This window comes from Gemmatimonadaceae bacterium, from assembly GCA_037721215.1.
GTDB lineage: Bacteria > Gemmatimonadota > Gemmatimonadetes > Gemmatimonadales > Gemmatimonadaceae > UBA4720.
In genome coordinates, this window is sequence record JBBJNV010000001.1 from 107,800 (window position 1) to 125,766 (window position 17,967).

At 59.9% G+C, this 17,967-nt stretch carries 17 protein-coding genes; 5 read left to right on the plus strand and 12 right to left on the minus strand.

From position 1 onward, the window contains the following. On the plus strand, nucleotides 1–999 hold the full coding sequence (locus tag WKF55_00450) for a YceI family protein (protein ID MEJ7758035.1): 999 nt from the start codon (nucleotides 1–3) through the stop codon (nucleotides 997–999). Between the two features lie 95 nt (nucleotides 1,000–1,094). On the opposite strand, the gene WKF55_00455 is transcribed toward WKF55_00450, so the two are convergent. Beyond that, a complete protein-coding gene (locus tag WKF55_00455) occupies nucleotides 1,095–1,772 on the minus strand; it encodes a hypothetical protein (protein MEJ7758036.1) in 678 nt (225 codons plus the stop codon). Between the two features lie 41 nt (nucleotides 1,773–1,813). Between WKF55_00455 and leuS the strand changes: the two genes are divergently transcribed. Then, nucleotides 1,814–4,306 carry a leucine--tRNA ligase gene (gene leuS, locus WKF55_00460; protein ID MEJ7758037.1) on the plus strand — a complete coding sequence of 831 codons (2,493 nt, stop codon included), beginning with the start codon at nucleotides 1,814–1,816 and terminating at the stop codon, nucleotides 4,304–4,306. 25 nt (nucleotides 4,307–4,331) lie between these two features. On the opposite strand, the gene WKF55_00465 is transcribed toward leuS, so the two are convergent. Further along, complete coding sequence (locus WKF55_00465) at nucleotides 4,332–5,480, minus strand: VIT1/CCC1 transporter family protein (protein ID MEJ7758038.1); 1,149 nt, start codon at nucleotides 5,478–5,480, stop codon at nucleotides 4,332–4,334. Nucleotides 5,481–5,721: 241 nt separating this feature from the next. Between WKF55_00465 and WKF55_00470 the strand changes: the two genes are divergently transcribed. Next, nucleotides 5,722–6,444, plus strand: a complete 723-nt coding sequence (locus WKF55_00470; protein ID MEJ7758039.1) for a PDZ domain-containing protein — start codon at nucleotides 5,722–5,724, stop codon at nucleotides 6,442–6,444. A 9-nt stretch (nucleotides 6,445–6,453) separates the two neighbouring features. Further along, complete coding sequence (locus tag WKF55_00475) at nucleotides 6,454–6,873, plus strand: S4 domain-containing protein (protein MEJ7758040.1); 420 nt, start codon at nucleotides 6,454–6,456, stop codon at nucleotides 6,871–6,873. Here WKF55_00475 and WKF55_00480 read toward each other — a convergent pair. After that, a complete protein-coding gene (locus WKF55_00480) occupies nucleotides 6,870–8,822 on the minus strand; it encodes a potassium transporter Kup (protein ID MEJ7758041.1) in 1,953 nt (650 codons plus the stop codon). The two genes, WKF55_00475 and WKF55_00480, sit on opposite strands and share 4 nt — an antisense overlap. A gap of 53 nt (nucleotides 8,823–8,875) precedes the next feature. After that, nucleotides 8,876–10,837: a potassium transporter Kup gene (locus tag WKF55_00485; protein MEJ7758042.1), complete on the minus strand. Its 1,962-nt coding sequence runs from the start codon at nucleotides 10,835–10,837 to the stop codon at nucleotides 8,876–8,878. A 127-nt stretch (nucleotides 10,838–10,964) separates the two neighbouring features. On the opposite strand from WKF55_00485, the gene WKF55_00490 reads away from it, so the two are divergent. Next, entirely contained in the window at nucleotides 10,965–11,165 is a 201-nt protein-coding gene (locus tag WKF55_00490; GenBank protein ID MEJ7758043.1) for a CsbD family protein, read from the plus strand. A gap of 117 nt (nucleotides 11,166–11,282) precedes the next feature. Here the strand turns inward: WKF55_00490 and WKF55_00495 are convergent, their stop codons facing one another. From WKF55_00495 to WKF55_00530, 8 genes are all read right to left on the minus strand, one after another. Continuing rightward, nucleotides 11,283–12,620: an ABC transporter permease gene (locus tag WKF55_00495; protein MEJ7758044.1), complete on the minus strand. Its 1,338-nt coding sequence runs from the start codon at nucleotides 12,618–12,620 to the stop codon at nucleotides 11,283–11,285. Then, nucleotides 12,620–14,401 carry an efflux RND transporter periplasmic adaptor subunit gene (locus WKF55_00500; GenBank protein ID MEJ7758045.1) on the minus strand — a complete coding sequence of 594 codons (1,782 nt, stop codon included), beginning with the start codon at nucleotides 14,399–14,401 and terminating at the stop codon, nucleotides 12,620–12,622. Before WKF55_00500 ends, WKF55_00495 begins: the two co-directional genes overlap by 1 nt. Before the next feature lie 2 nt (nucleotides 14,402–14,403). Beyond that, nucleotides 14,404–15,729 (minus strand): TolC family protein, encoded by a 1,326-nt coding sequence (locus tag WKF55_00505; GenBank protein MEJ7758046.1) that lies wholly within the window; start codon nucleotides 15,727–15,729, stop codon nucleotides 14,404–14,406. After that, on the minus strand, nucleotides 15,726–16,157 hold the full coding sequence (locus WKF55_00510; protein MEJ7758047.1) for a Spy/CpxP family protein refolding chaperone: 432 nt from the start codon (nucleotides 16,155–16,157) through the stop codon (nucleotides 15,726–15,728). The genes WKF55_00505 and WKF55_00510 overlap by 4 nt, the downstream gene beginning before the upstream one ends. A 13-nt stretch (nucleotides 16,158–16,170) precedes the next feature. After that, nucleotides 16,171–16,626, minus strand: a complete 456-nt coding sequence (locus WKF55_00515) for a hypothetical protein (GenBank protein ID MEJ7758048.1) — start codon at nucleotides 16,624–16,626, stop codon at nucleotides 16,171–16,173. Nucleotide 16,627: 1 nt separating this feature from the next. Beyond that, nucleotides 16,628–17,179, minus strand: a complete 552-nt coding sequence (locus tag WKF55_00520) for a sigma-70 family RNA polymerase sigma factor (GenBank protein MEJ7758049.1) — start codon at nucleotides 17,177–17,179, stop codon at nucleotides 16,628–16,630. Between the two features lie 108 nt (nucleotides 17,180–17,287). After that, nucleotides 17,288–17,482, minus strand: a complete 195-nt coding sequence (locus tag WKF55_00525; GenBank protein ID MEJ7758050.1) for a hypothetical protein — start codon at nucleotides 17,480–17,482, stop codon at nucleotides 17,288–17,290. After that, complete coding sequence (locus WKF55_00530; GenBank protein MEJ7758051.1) at nucleotides 17,482–17,967, minus strand: peptidylprolyl isomerase; 486 nt, start codon at nucleotides 17,965–17,967, stop codon at nucleotides 17,482–17,484. The genes WKF55_00525 and WKF55_00530 overlap by 1 nt, the downstream gene beginning before the upstream one ends.

Consider the following 17,967-nt stretch of genomic DNA (forward strand, 5'->3'; position numbering starts at 1 on the left):
GTGACCGCAGCGCTTTTCTCGTTAAGCATTCCGGCTCAGGACCTCCGAACCGAAGCGGCTCGCGTCGCGCGAGCGGCGCCCCCGGCTCTTCGAGAGTTCCGCATCGACACCGGACACTCCGACGTCTCGTTTTCGATCGGCTTCCTCGGCCGCGCCGTCAAAGGCCGATTTGACGACGTCCAGGGGACGTTGGTCTACGCACCCACGACAGACGGAAGCCCCGGGCAATCGGCAATCACCGTCGCAATCGAGACCAACAGCATCAACACCGGGTGGAAACATCGCGACGACCATCTTCGAAGCGCGGACTTTTTCGACGCAAGGAAATTCCCAACGATAGTTTTTCAGAGCAAGTCCATTCGCCGCGCGCAAAATGGCTTTGTGGCGTCAGGGCCGTTGACGATGCATGGAGTCACGCGGACTATCGACATCCCGTTTCGTCCTCTCAGAACCAAGCCCCTGGAAGATCCGCACGGATCAACGTTGCTGGCATTTGGCGGCACGATGCGAATTGCACGAAAAGATTTCGGTATCGTTGGTGGCGGCAAGTACAACGAATGGTTCGATCAGCTGCGAAGCGCGACGATGGCCGATACAGTCGATATCAATATCGAGCTCGACGTGTGGGCTACCGATTTCTCACGCGATCGGCGGTATGACGCCGCCCTGAAGCGTATCGCGGCCGAAGGGGTCGATCGCCGTGTGGCGGACGCGCGCGCAGCCTATGCAAAAGATCCAAAGGCTTTCGACGGTGCCGAGTGGGAATTCAGCCAGATCGGGGCTGCGCTGATCGCGAGAGGGAAGGGCACCGATGCAGTAAAGATCATGAAGCTGAGTGCCGAGCTGTTTCCCAGGTCGGTGGCGGCACGTGCTGGACTTGCGCGCGCGCACGAAGCAGCGGGCGAACCAGTTCTAGCGCGGAGTCTCGTCGCAGAAGCTCTCAAGCTCGACCCGTTTCATACCCGCAGCCTGGAGTTGAGGCGAAGGCTTGGCTCCTGACTACGAAAAGCGGTTGGCATCAAGTGCTGAGCGCAGTCACAACTTCCAGCGAATCGAGCGCCACTCTACAAAGCCCCCATCCAAACCGCGTCGCGCTAAAAAGCCGCCCGTCTCACCACTGGCGTTCCATGCACCGGGGTATCGCCCAGCTTGAATGTCCCCACGAGCTGAGCCACACGCTTCGCCGCAGAGCTGAGCGAACTCGCTGCACCGGCGATCTCGTCGATGCTGTCGCTCTGCTCCTCGCTCGTCGCGGCTACCTGATGCATTGCGCTTGCAAAGCGCTGAGTGCCGAGCGCGAGGATGTCGAGGCGCTCGGTCATGTCGACTACCAGTCGTCCCGAATCCGCAACAGCGCTTTCAATCGCCCCGCTCCATTTTTCGGCGCCAATTACGCCTTGCTCGACCTGAAGGAATGACTGCCGGCCATGATGCGTGGCATCGTTGACCGTTTGCAGTGTGGAGAGAGTTCGCGCCGCCGACTCTCGCGATCGCCCAACTCGCTCCGCCATCGCGCGAGCCAGAAGATCAGTACGCTCCGCCGCTTCTGCCGAATCGGCGACGACGCCAAACCCTTCGCCCTGCTCGCCCGCGCGCGCAGCTTTGGACTGCCGCGAGATTGTTTGACCCTGGCGCTGAAGCATGCCAAGGAGAGGTGTCATGAGTCCTCCCGATTCCACATCCACGACCAGAATTCCTTCCCATGATGGTGTGAGGATCAGCGCGGTATCGCTCTGCAAACGTTGAGGGTGCATCGGCAGCGGATGGGTCATGGCAGGGTGAAAGTCTGAAAGGGTGACGCTAACTTGTACTGATGGACATCCCGCACATCCCGGACAATGCGGCTGGTGCATATCCCGCCGCAGAGAAGGTGGGATATGACCCGTCGGCAGTCGAAGCAAAATGGGAACAGGCGTGGCGCGACCGCCGCACCAACATTGTCGACACCCGGGATGCGCCTGATCCGTTTTATGCCCTGATGATGTTCCCGTATCCGTCCGCGGAAGGGCTGCACGTCGGCAATCTTTTCGCGTTCGTTGGGAGCGACATATATGGACGATTTCAGCGATTGCAGGGGCACAATGTCCTGCAGCCCCTGGGATACGATGCGTTCGGCATCCACTCCGAGAATTATGCGCTCAAGGTGGGCATACATCCGACAAAGCTGATTCCCCGGAACATCACAAATTTCCGGCGGCAGCTCGAGCGGGCAGGGCTGATGGTGGATTGGACACACTCGCTCTCAACGACTGACCCTGAATATTACAAATGGACGCAGTGGGTATTCCTGCAGCTGCTGAAGCATGGGCTTGCATATAAAAAACAGGCGGCGGTGAACTGGTGCCCCAGCTGCAAGACGGTGCTTGCGAACGAACAGGTGGTTGGCGGTGCGTGTGAGCGCTGCGACACGCCAGTGGAACAGCGTTTTCTGAGCCAGTGGTTTTTCCGGATCAGCGATTATGCGGAGCGGCTCCTTTCCAACCTCGACACGCTGGATTGGTCGGAGACCACCAAGACAGCGCAGCGAAACTGGATTGGGAGATCCGAAGGCGCGCAGATCGCGTTTCCGCTTAGGGCAATCGGTACGGCGGGGGACAAGGAATCGATCCGCGTTTTTACGACCCGTCCCGATACTGTTTTCGGCGCGACGTATCTGGTTCTGGCACCGGAGCATCCGCTCGTGGCCGCTCTGGCCGGTGGTGTCTACCGAAGCGCGGTCGAGCAATACCTGGCGCGCAGCGCGAAGCAGGATGTAGTGACGCGGAAGAGTGGTACTGACAAGACGGGCGTCTTCACTGGTGCGTACGCGACCAACCCCGCAACGGGGAAGGATATTCCGGTGTGGATCTCGGACTACGTCCTGATGGAGTACGGGACGGGCGCAATCATGGCAGTGCCAGGCCACGACGAACGCGACTTCGAGTTCGCGTCGGTATTCGGCCTGCCAATCGTGCGGGTGGTCGCCGCCGACGGTGAAACCGCCGAGACGCCGCTGGTGGAAGCGTTTACCGAATCGGCCGATGGAACGATGGTCAATTCAGGGCGATTCGACGGAATGCCGGTGAGTCAGGCAAAGCGCGAGATCGTCGGCATGCTGGGTGAATCCGGCACCGGGTCTGCCATTGTGAATTACAGACTTCACGACTGGTGCATCTCGAGGCAGAGATACTGGGGCCCGCCCATTCCGATCATCTACTGTGACGACTGCGGCGCAGTTCCGGTGCCGGAAACGGACCTGCCGGTGGAGCTGCCATTCGTCAGCGATTTCAAGCCCGACGACTCGGGCGTATCGCCGCTCGCTCGTCACGAGAGCTGGTACCTGGTTGACTGCCCGGCATGTGGGAAGACCGGCCGCCGGGAGACCGACGTATCAGACACCTTCCTCGACAGCGCGTGGTATTTTCTGCGATACCCGAGTGTCGGAATAGATGGGGTCCCATTCGATTCCGCGATCACGAAGAAATGGCTTCCTGTGGACAGCTATATCGGTGGCAACGAGCACGCGGTTCTCCACCTGCTGTATTCCCGATTCGTGACGATGGTACTGCACGACATGGGTCACATCGACTTTGAGGAGCCGTTCACGCGCTTTCGCGCCCACGGTCTCATCATTCGCGATGGCGCCAAGATGTCGAAGAGCCGCGGCAACGTCGTCATTCCCGACCAGTACATCGAGAAATGGGGCGCCGACGCCTTCCGCACCTATCTAATGTTCCTTGGGCCCTTCGAAGAGGGGGGTGACTTCCGGGATGCCAGCATTTCGGGTGTCAGACGATTCCTGGACAGGCTCTGGGCATCGGTGGTCACTGCCAGCGAGTCCCCGCCAGACGCTGCCGCGGGCGATTCACGCGTGACGCGGAAACTCCATCAAACGATCCGCAAGGTTTCGCAGGATATTCCGCAGCTCAGCTACAACACTGCCGTCGCCGCGATGATGGAATACATGAACGTGCTGCGCCGCGGCGAGCGCACGCCTTCGCGCGCCGAGGTGGTGCCGCTGGTGCAGCTCGTCTCGCCGTTTGCGCCGCATGTGGCCGAAGAGTTGTGGGAGAAGCTGGGGCACGAAGGCAGTGTTTTCGATGCCGGGTGGCCCCAGTTCGACGCGCTGCTCGCCTTCGAGGACAAGGTTGACCTCGCTGTTCAGGTCAACGGGAAGATGCGCGGGAAACTGCATGTTCCCCGCGATATCACTCAGGACGAGGCATTCGCGGTGGCGATGAAGGAGGAGTCGATCGCAAAATTTGTTTCAGGTGCGCCGCGAAAAATCGTGTTTGTCCCGGAAAGGCTGCTCAGCATTGTCGCGTAACTGAAGAGTACCGGCAGCGGCCAGGCTAGAACAGATCGCCCACCCATCCGCCTACGAAGTAACCGAGTATCGCAACTCCCAGCCCGACGACAAACATGTCAAGCCCCGATCGAAAAATGCTGCGGCCGGTGAACACCGATCTTGCCGCACCCACCAGGAAATGCGACAGCATCGAGATTGCGAATGACAGCACGATGGCCGTCGTTGCGCTCGTGAAGAAGAACGGAAATACGGGAATGATCGCGCCGAATGCCGTCGCGGTTCCCGTCACCCATGCTTCCCGGAACGGAGTGGTGGTCTGCTCGCCGATCTTCAACTCTTCCTGGACTTGCTCCTGCAGCATGCGCTCGGGATCGGCCATGACCTGAGTAGCGAGCTTGTGCGCAGACGTCTTATCCATACCCTTGGCTTCGTAAATCAGCGCCAGCTCGTCGCGCTCGATCTCCGGCATCAGCGCGATTTCGTCCTTCTCCATCGCGATCTCGTAATCGTAGACTTCGCGCTCGCTCTTGGCGGCGAGAAATCCGCTCGATCCCATCGACAGTGCATCCGCGATGACTCCCGCAACTCCGGCAACTACCACCGCCTGATGCTGTTCCGTAATTCCGGCACCGATGATACCGGCAACAAGTCCAAAGTTTGCCGTGAGCCCATCGTTGAATCCGTAGACGACGTTGCGGAGAAATCCCCCGGATTCGGTCCGATGCCATGGCTCGCCACTCTTGCCCGCGATTCCAGCAAGCGTAGTCGCGTGCTCAGCGGACTCCTTCGCGAGAGTGAGGGCTTCACCGCCGCCGGGTGCACCGGCCGGGGTGGCCCGATGCATGTCGAGGTAGGCCTTTACCTCCCGGCCTTCCTCCTGCAGGAGCATTGGAAGCAGAAACCCGGGGCCAAACGTCTTTCCCAGGCGCGCAAGCACGCGGGCTCTCGGGCTGGGCCTGAACTCGCGAGCCGGATGACCGTGCTTCTCCATCAGGTCGCCCCATACGACTACATGCCGGTCTTCGACCGCGGCAAGTCTCGCATATATGTCACTCTTCCCGGCGTCAGTCTCCGACTCGGCGAGAATCCTGTAGAGGAACGCAGCGTCAGCTTCGTCCTGCCAATGGTGCTCGAACGTGTGAACGTCCGGAACGTGCGGCTCGCGCTTACCCGGTTCGACTGTGGTCGCCATGGCTCAAATATGCCCGGCTTTGCCGTCCTTTTGCACCGGCAACCCTGCGCTGGCGGATGCTGTCATACAACGTGAAACCAGATTCCCGGAGAAGATGATGCGTGTTATCAAGGCAATATTCGCCCCCGCCGCAATTGCTGCCTTTGCGGCCTCAATGGGCGCACAGCAACCCCCCCAACGACCGTCGCAACCACGTCAGCCCGCACCCCTCCGTATGCCTTTGCCAGATGGCGAGAATTGCGTGACCACTGGAGAAGGCCGCGTTGAATGCACGCGGACAGTACGGGTTACCCGCAGCGATTCCGCACTAATGAGGCGTGGCGCCCTCGGCCTGCAGGTTACCGCCACCGGGAGTGTCCGCGACAGCCTCGGCGTATTCGTGACGCATGTTAACCCGAAAGGGCCAGCGGAGAACGCGGGGATCATCGAGGGCGATCGTATTGTCTCGATCAATGGAGTCGACCTGAGATTGTCAGCGGCGGATGCTGCTGACACTTACACGAGTGGATTGCCGTCCCATCGGCTTACACGCGAAGTGGGCAAGCTCACACCCGGGGGCGTCGCAAACGTGCGCGTCTACTCAGCGGGTCGCTTGCGCGACGTTCGTGTCATCGCGGGGAGGGCATCCGATCTGATGACGCGAGACCGCGCATTCGGCTTCGGCTTCGACGGCCTTACCGGCGCCGGCAACACTTTCATGTATCGCACCGCTCCCGGGATGTACAACGTCCGGCCCCAGAATTTCACCATGCCCCGGGTGCGCATTGAAACGCGGCCGCAACCGGAGATGCTGGAGCGTCTGGAGGAGCTACGGTTGCTGTCGCCATCGCGTGTGCCGGGATCGAGCCGCATCCGGATTCTCGAGGACAATGGTGAGGGCTTCATCGATGCGGATACTGTCATCTACAAACGCTCCGACAGGCGGGACGCGAAGAAGGGAGCCGCTAGGGAAAAGAAGAAGTAGGTTGGGTACATGCCAGTGCCCCGCGGTTTCGAGGAAGGCGAACGATCCGGAAAGGTTCGCATCGACAAATGGCTGTGGGCGGCGAGGTTCTACAAAACTCGCGCACTGGCAGCCGATGCAATCGAAGGCGGCAAAATCGAGGTGAACGGCGAACGTTGCAAAAGGTCGCGGCTGGTCCAGGCGGGCGACAGAATCCGGATTCGCTCCGGGCCGTACGAGTATGTCATCGCCGTACTTGGCGTATCGGAGAAACGCGGATCAGCCACCATCGCGTCCGCGCTTTATGCTGAAGATGCAGAGAGCAAAAAGGCCCGCGAGGCGATGGCGGCCCACGTTCGCGCAATGCACGCGAGTAACAGTTACGAAACCGGTCGCCCGAGCAAGAAGGATCGCCGCGATATCGAGCGCGTTCGCGGGCGATCCGGCTAGAACTGCAGCTGTGCCCCGAGCTCGACTACGCGGTTAGAGGGAATATTGAAGAACTCGGTTGCTGAGCGCGAATTGCGGGACATGAACACGTAGAGCTTCTTGCGCCAGCGCGCCATAACCGGCTTGGTGTCGTTGATGATCAGTCGTTCCTTGCCCAGGTAGTAGGTGGTGCTCATCGGCTTTGCCATGATACCAGCATCGGCGCAACGCGCGAGAACAGCCGGTACGTCGGCGCTTTCCAGAAATCCGTAACGGGCCTTCACGCGCCAGAAATTTTCCGCGAGCGTCTCTATCGTGATTCGTTCGGCGTCTGGAAACTCAGGAACTTTCTCCGAGAGTATCGAAAGCAATACCACCTGCCTGTGCAGCACTCTGTTGTGCTTCATGTGATGCAACAACACCAGCGGCGCTCCTTCGGGATCCGATGTCATGAAGACTGCAGTGCCCTCTACGCGAAGCGGTTTCTCCTCGTTTTCGGACTTGAGAAACAAGTCAATGGGCAGGGAGTTGTCTCGCAGCAGGTCGCGAACGATCCTCCTGCCGCGGTTCCATGTCGTCATCAGAGTAAAAAGGAATACGGCGAGGACGAGTGGTACCCATCCGCCGTGCGCAATCTTGAGAACGTTGGAGCTGAAAAACGCCAGGTCGATGATGAGAAAGAACGCCGCGAGTGAACCTGCTTTTGCAAGGCTCCAGTGCCAGCGATGGCGGGAAAGTATGTAGAACAGAACCGTCGTAATTGCCATCGTTCCAGTTACGGCTATCCCGTAAGCGGCGCCGAGCGCACTGGAGGACCGAAACCCGAGCACTACGAGAACGCAGCCGATCATGAGAGTCGTGTTCACTTCCGGGATGTAGATCTGGCCCGTCTCCGTCTTCGAGGTGTGGATAATATTCACCCGCGGGCTGTAGCCGAGCTGGACCGCCTGGTGTGTCAGCGAAAACGCCCCGGAAATCAGCGCTTGGGATGCGATGATAGCGGCCATCGTGGCCAGCAGGACCAATGGGTAGAGAAGAAATCGCGGCGCCAGCAGGAAGAACGGATTTACGGCGCCGGCCGGATCACGCAAAATGAGCGCACCCTGCCCGAAGTAATTGAGCAACAGCGCCGGCAGCACGAGGTAGTACCATGCGAGCCGGATTGGCCGAGCGCCAAAATGACCCATGTCGGCATACAGCGCCTCGCCCCCCGTGACGACCAGAACAACAGCGCCGAGCAGCACGAATCCCTGCGCTCCGTGAGTTGCGAGGAACCGTGCGCCATAAATCGGATTGACGGCTTGCAGGATTTCTGGTGCGAGAAGAATCTCATGCACGCCGAGAGCGGCGAGCGTAACAAACCAGATTGCCATCACCGGCCCGAACACCCGGCCGACCTGGGTCGTTCCCTTTTTCTGAACGAGAAACAGTGATATGATGACCCCGAGCGCCAGCGGGACCACCAGCGGCGTCAGCCGGGGTGTGATGACTTCGAGTCCTTCCATGGCACCGAGCACCGAAATCGCCGGAGTAATCACCCCATCGCCGTAGAGGAGAGCGGCCCCGACGATCCCGAGCCCGATCAATACCCGCCTCCGTACGTCCTCGCTGCCGTTGGTTTTCTGCAGAATGAGCGCGAGCAGCGACAGTACTCCACCTTCCCCGTTATTGTCCGCCCGGAGGATGAAAACGAGGTACTTTACGGTAACAACGAGGACGAGCGCCCAGACGACTAGGGAGAGAACACCGTAGACGTTCGCCGGAATGGCGGCGAGACCATATTCTTCCTTGAAGCACTCCCGAAGGGCGTAGAGCGGGCTGGTGCCGATATCGCCATAGACGACACCAAGGGCGACGAGCGTCAGTTGTCTGAGGCGGGTTCCGGTGGGATGAGCCTCGGGGTGCGTGCTGATTGCTGTGGACCGGTTCGATAAGAGGACATATCGCCGACGTGTTGCCCTCAGGAGCATGGAATCTCCGCTACCGATGCGGCAGAATCAAGCTGATGGCGCTACCTCGTTGCTCAGAATTCTATTTGTGCACCGAGCTCGACTACTCTGTTCGGGGGAATAGCGAAATACTCTGTCGCCGTACGCGAGTTTCGCGACATGAAGATGTAGAGCTTTTTCCTCCACCTGGCGAGTTTCGAGTTGCGGACTGCGAGCAGCCTTTCCCTGCCGAGATAGAAGCTCGTGTCCCGCGCATCGGAGACAACGCCCAGTTCTCTCGATCGTTCCAGCACATCCATTACGTTTGCTTTCTCCATAAACCCAAAGCGGGCGGTCACTCGCGAGAACCCTTCTCCCAGCGCTGCGGCAGTGATTTGCTCGTCGGGTGCAACGGTCGGCACGTTTGCCGACAGGACGGAAAGCAGAATCACATGCTCGTGCAGCACCTTGTTGTGTTTGAGATGATGCAGGAGAACAAGAGGAGCGCCATCGGGATTTGACGTCATGAAAACCGCTGTACCCGGCACTCGGTATGGCTTCCGCTTCGCCACATCGGCGAGAAACAAATCGATCGGCAGTGACCCCTGGGTAAGTATCTCCTGCACGATTTTCCGACCTCGATTCCACGTCATCATGAGGGTGAATATCACTGCCGCGATCGCGATCGGCACCCAGCCGCCAGCCTTGATCTTCAGCGCATTCGAGCCGAAGAATGACAGATCGACGATGAGCAACAATGCAACGAGCGGCCCCAGCCGCCACCAGCTCCAATGCCACTGGGTGCGCGCCAGCGTCGCAAACAATATGGTGGTGATAGCCATAGAGCCGGTGACCGCGATACCATATGCCGCACCCAGCGCGCTAGTCGACCGAAACCCGATGACGACCAGCAGACAGCCGATCATCAGCGCCTTGTTCACCTCGGGTATGTAAATCTGACCGTGCTCGGTCTCCGAGGTCTGCACTATCGTCACCCGCGGGCTGTAACCAAGCTGCACACACTGCTTCGTGATGGAGAACGCACCGGAAATGAGCGCCTGTGAAGCGATGATGGCGGCGAGTGTAGCCAGTGCAATCAATGGGTATAGCAGCACGCGTGGCGCAAGCATGAAAAACGGATTCTCGGCCGCCGTCGGATCCCGAAGCAGCAGCGCTCCCTGTCCGAAATAGTTGAGCAGGAGGGCGGGGAGGACGAGCCCGAACCACGCCAGCCGAATCGGCTTGCGCCCGAAATGACCCATGTCAGCGTACAATGCCTCTGCGCCAGTCACCACAAGTACGACTGCGCCGAGAACGACGAACGCGATGAATCCGTGGTTGAGAAAGAAACGGATGCCGTGGAGAGGGTTGACCGCGAGAAAAATTCCGGGAGAAGCCACTATCTCCTTGACCCCGAGCGATGCAATGACGAGAAACCAGATAACCATTACCGGCCCGAAGATGCGGCCCACCTTTGCGGTGCCTTTCTTCTGCACGAGAAAAAGCCCAAACAGGATCACCAGGGTGGCCGGAACGACAAAGACGCCGAAGCGCGGCGTTATGACTTTCAGTCCCTCGGTGGCGCCGAGAACCGACATTGCGGGCGTAATCAGCCCGTCGCCGTATAGCAGCGCGGCACCGATCAAGCCGAGCGCGGTGATAATGAGCCGGCGGCGGCCGTCGCCGTCCCGCCGCTGCTGCTGGAGAATCAGCGCCAGCAGCGCCAGCTCACCGCCTTCGCCGCGATTGTCGGCCTGAAGGATGAAAACGATGTACTTGATGCTCACTACAATGATCAATGCCCAGACAATCAGCGACAGAATGCCGTAGACGTTAGGGGGTGTTACTGCCAAGCCGTTTTCATGCTTGAAGCATTCGCGGATCGCGTATAGCGGGCTCGTACCGATGTCGCCGTACACGACACCGATTGCAACGAGTGCAAGACTGCGAAGACGGCTCCCGCTAGGATCAGTCTGTGAGTGCGTGCTGATGTGTTTGCCCCAGAGGGAGGTCGCACAGATGAGGAAATGATGGCCGCAAAGCCTGCGGAATTTCAATTAGCGTGCCGTCCGCCGCAAGGCCAGAAGTTGTTGCCGGAAATTCACGGCACATCGCTTGCTATTTACCACCCTGCCGCAAATGGCGGCCGATTCAATTCATGTTTGTCTGCAGCGGAGAATTACCATGGACAAAGACCTCAAGCAGCGCGGGATGGAAAACCAGGCCGAAGGAAAGATGGAAGAGATGAAAGGCGATGCGCGCGCAAAGGTGGGCGATGCGACTGACAACCAGAGTGAGCACATTAAGGGTCACGCCGAAGAGCTGAAGGGCAAGATCAAGAAGAACTTCGGCAAGGCCGAAGAAAACGTCGACGACGCAGTCTAGCACGCCAGCGGACAAATGAACTGAATGAAAAGCGGCTCTCGTTTTTACGAGGGCCGCTTTTCGCTGTACCCGCCGGCTCCGCGCCGGCAGATACGCCGTTGTTGCAGCAACGTCGTGCTACTCGTAGCGCAACGCGATGATCGGGTCGAGGGATGCCGCGCGGCGGGCCGGCCAGACGCCAAAGAGAATACCGACGCCCGCCGAGAACGCGAAGGCGAGCAGCACGGACGATGGATCGACCTGCGTATTGAATCCGCCGAGCTTGTTGAGGAGAGCCGCACCGCCGCCGCCAAGTACCACCCCGACTATTCCGCCGAGAAGGCAGAGCACGATCGCCTCGATGAGAAACTGAAACAGAATGGCACCTTTCGTCGCGCCAAGCGCTTTACGTATGCCGATCTCGCGGGTGCGCTCGGTGACGGACACCAGCATGATGTTCATGATTCCGATGCCGCCCACAAGGAGACTCACTGCCGCTATACCAGCAAGCAGGAACGTGAATGTCTTCGTCGTCTCTGCAAAGGTATTGAGAAATTCCGCCTGATTACGAATATCGAAATCGTCTTTCTTCTCCGGCGTGAGCCGGTGCTCGCGGCGCAGGATCGATTGAATTTCCGCCTGTGCTTCGGGAATCTGCTCCTCTGATGCAGCCAGCACCGCTATGGAATTGAGACGGTCGGTACCCATCACCCGGTATCGCGCCGTGGTGATCGGGATCAGAACGAAGTCGTCGGGATTCTGGCCCATACCGGTTTGACCTTTGGACGCCAGCACGCCGATCACCTCGAACTGCACACCGCCGATTCTCACGAGTTCTCCCAGTATAGCCTCAGGCGTTTGCAAACCGAGATTGTCGATCACCGCTGACCCGACGATCGCGAAACGCCGCATGCCGGCTTCCTCTGCTTCGTTGTACATCCGTCCGGCAGCCAGGGTGTATTTGCGGACATCCAGATAGTTTGCCCCAGCCCCCGTTATCTGCGTCAACGCGTTCAGGCTTCCAAACTGGAGCATCATTCGCTTCGTCATCTCCGGGCCGACAGCGGCGAAGAATTGTCCGCGGTCGCGCAGAGCTTCGGCATCCCTCATGGTGAGTTTTTCATTGTTCTCGGTTGCGACGCCGAAGCCGCGACGCGCGCCCGGCCGCACCTGCAGCAGCGTCGTTCCCAGGCCGGCAATGCGGTCACTGATGGACTTCTGCGCCCCCTTGCCAATCGCCACCATGGCAATTACGGCAGCTACCCCGATTACGATGCCGAGCATTGTCAGGAACGACCGCATTTTGTTCGCGCGTAAGGCCCCGAGTGCGACGAGCACGATCTCCTTCACCAGCGTCACGCCGCCCGCCTTTGGCCGCGAGCCATCGAACGGCGTTCTGGTCTGTGGCAACGCCGCATTTGGCCTTTCGGAAATCTCCGCCTCGCGGGCCTCGATCTGTCGCGTGGGAAGTGTCATCAGAAGCCACCACCGCGTTGACCACCGCTGCCGCGCGCGCCCGGCGTTCCACCCGCGCCACCACCACCGGGTGCACCCGGTCCGCCCTGCCCGCTGGGCTGACGCTGCATGCCTGGCATTCCGGTCCGTCCACGCATCTGATCCAGCTCGTTCGCCTGTTTTGCCTGCATCGCCGCGACATTCAGGATGGCAACCTGCTCACCCTCATTGAGCCCGCTGAGCACTTCCGAGTAGTCGAAGTTATTGACACCGAGGCGTACGACTTTCGGCGTGTACTTGCCGTCTTTCACAGTGAACACCATTGCGGTTCGTCCGCGCGGACGGCCGCGGCCCATCCCGGCCGCCGCACTGGGCGACCCGCCGTTCTCACCGGTGGCACCGCCCTGTTCCATTTGACTGCCCTGTGGTGACCGGCCTCCCGGTCCCCTTTGCGGCGAACCGCCACTTCTGCTTTGCTGTCCGCGCTCACCGCGCTCCCGGAAATTGCAGGCTCGAACCACGCCGGCATCGAGCCCGGCGGCTGTGTAGATTTTCTGCATCTCCGCCTGCATCGCCTGCCGGTCGAGATCCCCCGATTGCATTCGCGTCCTCAATTCCGCGACGCGAGTCCGGATCTCCGGTTTTTTCGCGAGTGCGGCGGTCACATCCGCGCATTGCTTGTCGGTAACTTCAGGCGTCGCACCTCTTTCACCCTGCGCAGATGGGCCCTGATCGCTGACTGGAATAGCGCTCGCCCCTGGCTGAGCTCCACCCGCATCTGCCCTTCCGCCAGCTTTGGCGCCGCCGCGACCTTCCGCTCCGCCGCGGTTGCCGCGCGCGGCCCGGAGTTGGGCGCGCACTGAGTCGGCGTTGAGGCCGAGCAGTGTCGCAACCGACACGATCTCGTTCGGACTTCGCACTGCATCGTTCGAAACAGCGATGACGTTCTCCCGCCGCTCGACCTGGATGGAAACCTCGCCATTCATGCCCGGCATGAGCAGACCGGCCCGATTGTCGATGCTCACGAGGACTGGGAACATCGTCACCGACTGCTGAACTGTCGCCTGCGGCTCGATCTTCTCCACTGTCCCAACGAAGGGCCGATCCGGGAACGCATCGACCATCACCGTTGCCGACAGTCCCGCTCGGACCTTGCCAATGTCGGTCTCGTTCACGAGCGCGCGCACCCTTACCTTCGTGAGATCGGCCATCTTCAGGATCGTCGTGCCACCTCCGAAGGATCCGGTTCCTGACGCGATTACCTGTCCGAGTGAAACTGTCTTCTCGATGACCGTCCCGCCCACCGGTGCACGGACCGTTGCTTCCTCGAGCGACTGCGCCCTCAAGTCAAGCGAGGCGCGATTTCGGAGAACCGATGCCTGGGAATTCGCGTAATCCACCTGCGCTGCCTCGTTCTCGCCCGAGGTGATGATGCGCTCGCGGAACAACTCGCTTGCGCGATCGCGCGCGCGACGTGACACCTGGAGCTTGATGTTCCCCGCATCCACATCTGCTTTTGCCTGCGCGTACGCGTTGCGCGTATCGCGGGTATCGAGCTGCACCAGAAGATCGCCCTGCTTGAGCAGCGTCCCCGTTTCGACAGGCATTGCCACGATCTGCCCCGAAGATTTGGCCTTGACCTCGATCACGTTGATCGGCTCTACGACTCCCGTCGCCTGCGCATCGACAACGATGGTCTGTCGCGTTACCGGCTCGATGGGAATTGTCAAACCTTCGTCCTTCTTTTTCGAACACGCCAGTACAGCGAATGCTGCAAGCGTGATGATGATATTCCGTTTCAATTTTATTCCTGGATGTCACGGCCGATAAGCGCTTCCAGCTGCGCCTTCGCCACGCGGTAGTCATAGCGCGCCCTGATCAGTGACGTTCGCGCCTGGTCCAACTGTGTTTGTGATGTAAGCAGATCGAGCAGCGTCGTCGCGCCGAGTTCGTACCTCCGCTGCTGCACGCGAAGATCCTCGAGCGCGGCGGCTACGGACGACAGCTGGATCTCCACCTGCTGTCGGGCGGTGCTCATCTGATTGAGCGACTGTACCAGTGTCTGGCGCGCGAGGAACTTCGAATCACGCAACGAAACCACGGCATTGTCCTCGGCGACAGCCGCCCGCGCGACATTCACTTCACGATTCAGGTTGTTGAACAGGGGAAACTGCAGACTGAAGTTGACGTTCTGGTTATACGCATACCGTTTATCGCCCACGCCAAAACGTGGATCGAGTCCGCTGCCGCCCCGCTGAAAGCTCATGTTCACAGTTGGCAGAAACGAAGATTTCGCCGATCTCACCGCGGCACGCGCGGCAGTGAGCTGCGCATCGGCCTGCAGTACCGCTGGTGCCTCGAGGGCATAGCGCTCCAGCTCGGCGATCGCCGGAATGGTTACTGCCTGATCGATCGTGTCCGAGGCAACCGCGGTCACAGGCCGCGGCGACGCCACAAGCCTCGTCAGGGTCGCGTTCGAAAGGCTCAGATTATTCTGGGCATTCAACAGCGAAAGCCGCGCGTTGCCCAGCAGAATTACCGAGCGCAGGGAATCGGAGAGCGTGGCGGCACCGGCGCGAAGCCTGATCGAAGCGGAGCGGAGCTGCTGTGTAGTCTGTTCGATCTGGGCGAGGGCTGCGCTCTCGGATTCCCGCGCGGCGAGAATATTGTAATACTGTTGCTTGACCTGGAGCGCGACCTGATAGCGCTGTACCGTCTCGCCGGCCTCAGCCGCGTCCACGTCCGCCCTGGATCCGTTCAAGTCGAAATACCTGCGACCGCCATCGAAAAGTTGCAGGTTGCCGTTGAGACCGGTTGAGTAGTTTGTCGGCTGACCGGTAAATGGCACCAGGTTGCCCTGTGTATCGAACCTGTCGCCACGCTGGTTCGAGGTTCCGGCAGACAGCGACAAGCTGGGCAGGAAGGCAGCGAAAGACTGCTTGACGGCGGCGTTTGAAGTACGAATCGCGCCACGCGCCTGCACGGTTGACGGCGAATTTTGTTGCGCCATTCGTACTGCTTCGGCAAGCGAGATTTGCACAGCAAACGTATCGGCAACTTGCTGCGCCGCAACTCGCAAAGAAGCGAGAGGGATCGATGCTACGAGTAACACTGCGATGCTTCTGATCATGGTTTGTGGTTAGCCCGGTCTTTGCCTGAATTCCAGCGTGCACGTTTCGCCGCGGCGTCTTTCCGGCTCCGCGCCCGCATTGCTTCCAGCTTTACCTGCTGTCCAGGCTCGAGCACGCGCATCATCTGGGCGTGCGTGCTGTCGCTGAGCGTCTTACCGATTCGTTCCATGGAGTCCATCTGGGCCTGGAACGGCTTGAATTGCTCATGCATCTGGCGGCGGCGGTTGGTCATGATCGAATCGAACTGAACACGCTGATCCGGTGTAAGGTCGAGCTCTTTGGCCATTCGACTCATGGAATGGCGGCCACCACCGCGGTGACCCGGCTGATCGCGCGAGATCACGCGATCGGCGGTGAAGCCCATCGCGCCTCCTGCAATGAAAGCGCCCAGCAGAAACATGAGCGCGTAACTTTTCGAGCGTTGCATGTGTGTCGTTGCCTTAATGGGAAAGAACGAAGCCGAGAGTAGCGTCGCTCCGCGAGCCTGCCGGGGCGCTCAGAAGATCGACCGGCGCCGACAGACTCTCCGGTGTCGCGGGCTGCACCACTGATTCGTAGACGAACTGAGAGTCGTTGTCGCTCACGCGCTGATTGATGACGCCGGCAACGGCGAAGATCGCAGCCGCAGCGATCAGGCCCGTTTGCGCCCACGCGCCGAGCACGGACCACCACGGGCTATCGGCCCCTGCCAGCCCTGCTGCGCTGGCGCGAGTCATGATCCGCTCCTGGAGCCCGTTCCAGTAGGCAGCCCCCTCCGCGTCTGCCACCGGAGGAGCGTAAGCATCTCGCATCAGCTGAAGCAGCGGATTGGGCAGGCGGCCGTATTTATCCCGCTCGTCATCACCCTGATTTCCGTTCCACCCGGACGGACCGGGAAATTTCAGCTCATCAGTCATATCACTGGCCTCTCAGATCGTTCAATAAAACCCGCAACTTCTGTCGCGCGTGGTGAAGATCGGACCTCGCGGTTCCGCCCGGAATGCCGAGCATCTCGCCGATCTCCACATGGGTAAATCCTTCCACGTCATGCATCACGATCACTGACCTTGCTCTATCGGGAAGCTGGGCCAGCGCTTCTGCGAGGCGGGTTCGTAACTCCGCGTCTTCGCCCGGATCGCGAAAACGTGATTGAAGAGCGTCGTGCAGTTCCTCGGTAGTGCGCACTTTCCGCCGCCGCGAAAGATCGAGTGCGGCGTTCGCGACAATCCTGTTGAGCCACGCCCCGAATGCCTGATCCGGATCGAACCGGTCGAGAGCCTGGAATGCCCGGACAAAACCGTCCTGAACCGCGTCTTCTGCATCTTCGTGGACGGTGACAATTGCACGAGCCACCAGGTATGCGCGTCGCTGGTGCAGGCGAACCAGCCCTGCGAAAGCGTCGTGATCGCCTGCGCGGGCAGCAACGGCCAGCGCGCGTTCCTCATTGGGAATACGTGCCGGATCGTTCAATCGTTGAGTGGCGGTCGCAGAGATAGCGGATCATGTGGTGTTACACCCATTACGCTCGCCATCTGCTTCGTGTTGGAACGCTTCAGGCGTTCCTGCCTCGAAGGACCTCTAGTGCGCCAATTTACCGGGCGGAGCGGCGGCACCGGGAGGCGATGCTGCCGCTCCGTGGCCTTCGCGATTGGCGAAGCTCGAATTGGTGAGCCAGACCACGAGGAGCATCAACAGAAAAATAACGGAACCCCCTAGAACCAGGCCGGAAAGTGCAGCACCAAGATCCGTGCTCTTTGGCGCGGCCGTCGACACTATTCTTTCGCCTCGCCGGCACTGTCAGAGACACGAACCTTCGTCATCGTGTCATTGGCCTTAATGGTTTTCACAACTTCAAGGCCTTCAGTTACCTGGCCGAAAACGGTGTGGACGCCATTCAGATGGCGGGTGTTTCCTTCGTTCAATACCACGAAGAACTGACTGCCGCCGGTATTCTTGCCGGCATGGGCCATCGACAGCGCTCCAACCTCGTGACGATGCGGATTACCGGCTGTCTCACAGTCAATCTTGTATCCGGGACCGCCTGTGCCAATCCGGCGATCTCCTTCGGGATACTCACGGGAGTTGGGATCGCCCCCTTGAATCACGAAGTCCTCGATGACACGATGAAACTTGATTCCATCGTAGTAACCCTTATTGGCCAGCGTCTCGAAATTGGCGACGGTATTCGGCGCTTCCTTGTCGTAAAGCTCGGCGGTCATCGTCCCGCGGTTGGTCTCGATCGTTGCGTATCTGGTCAT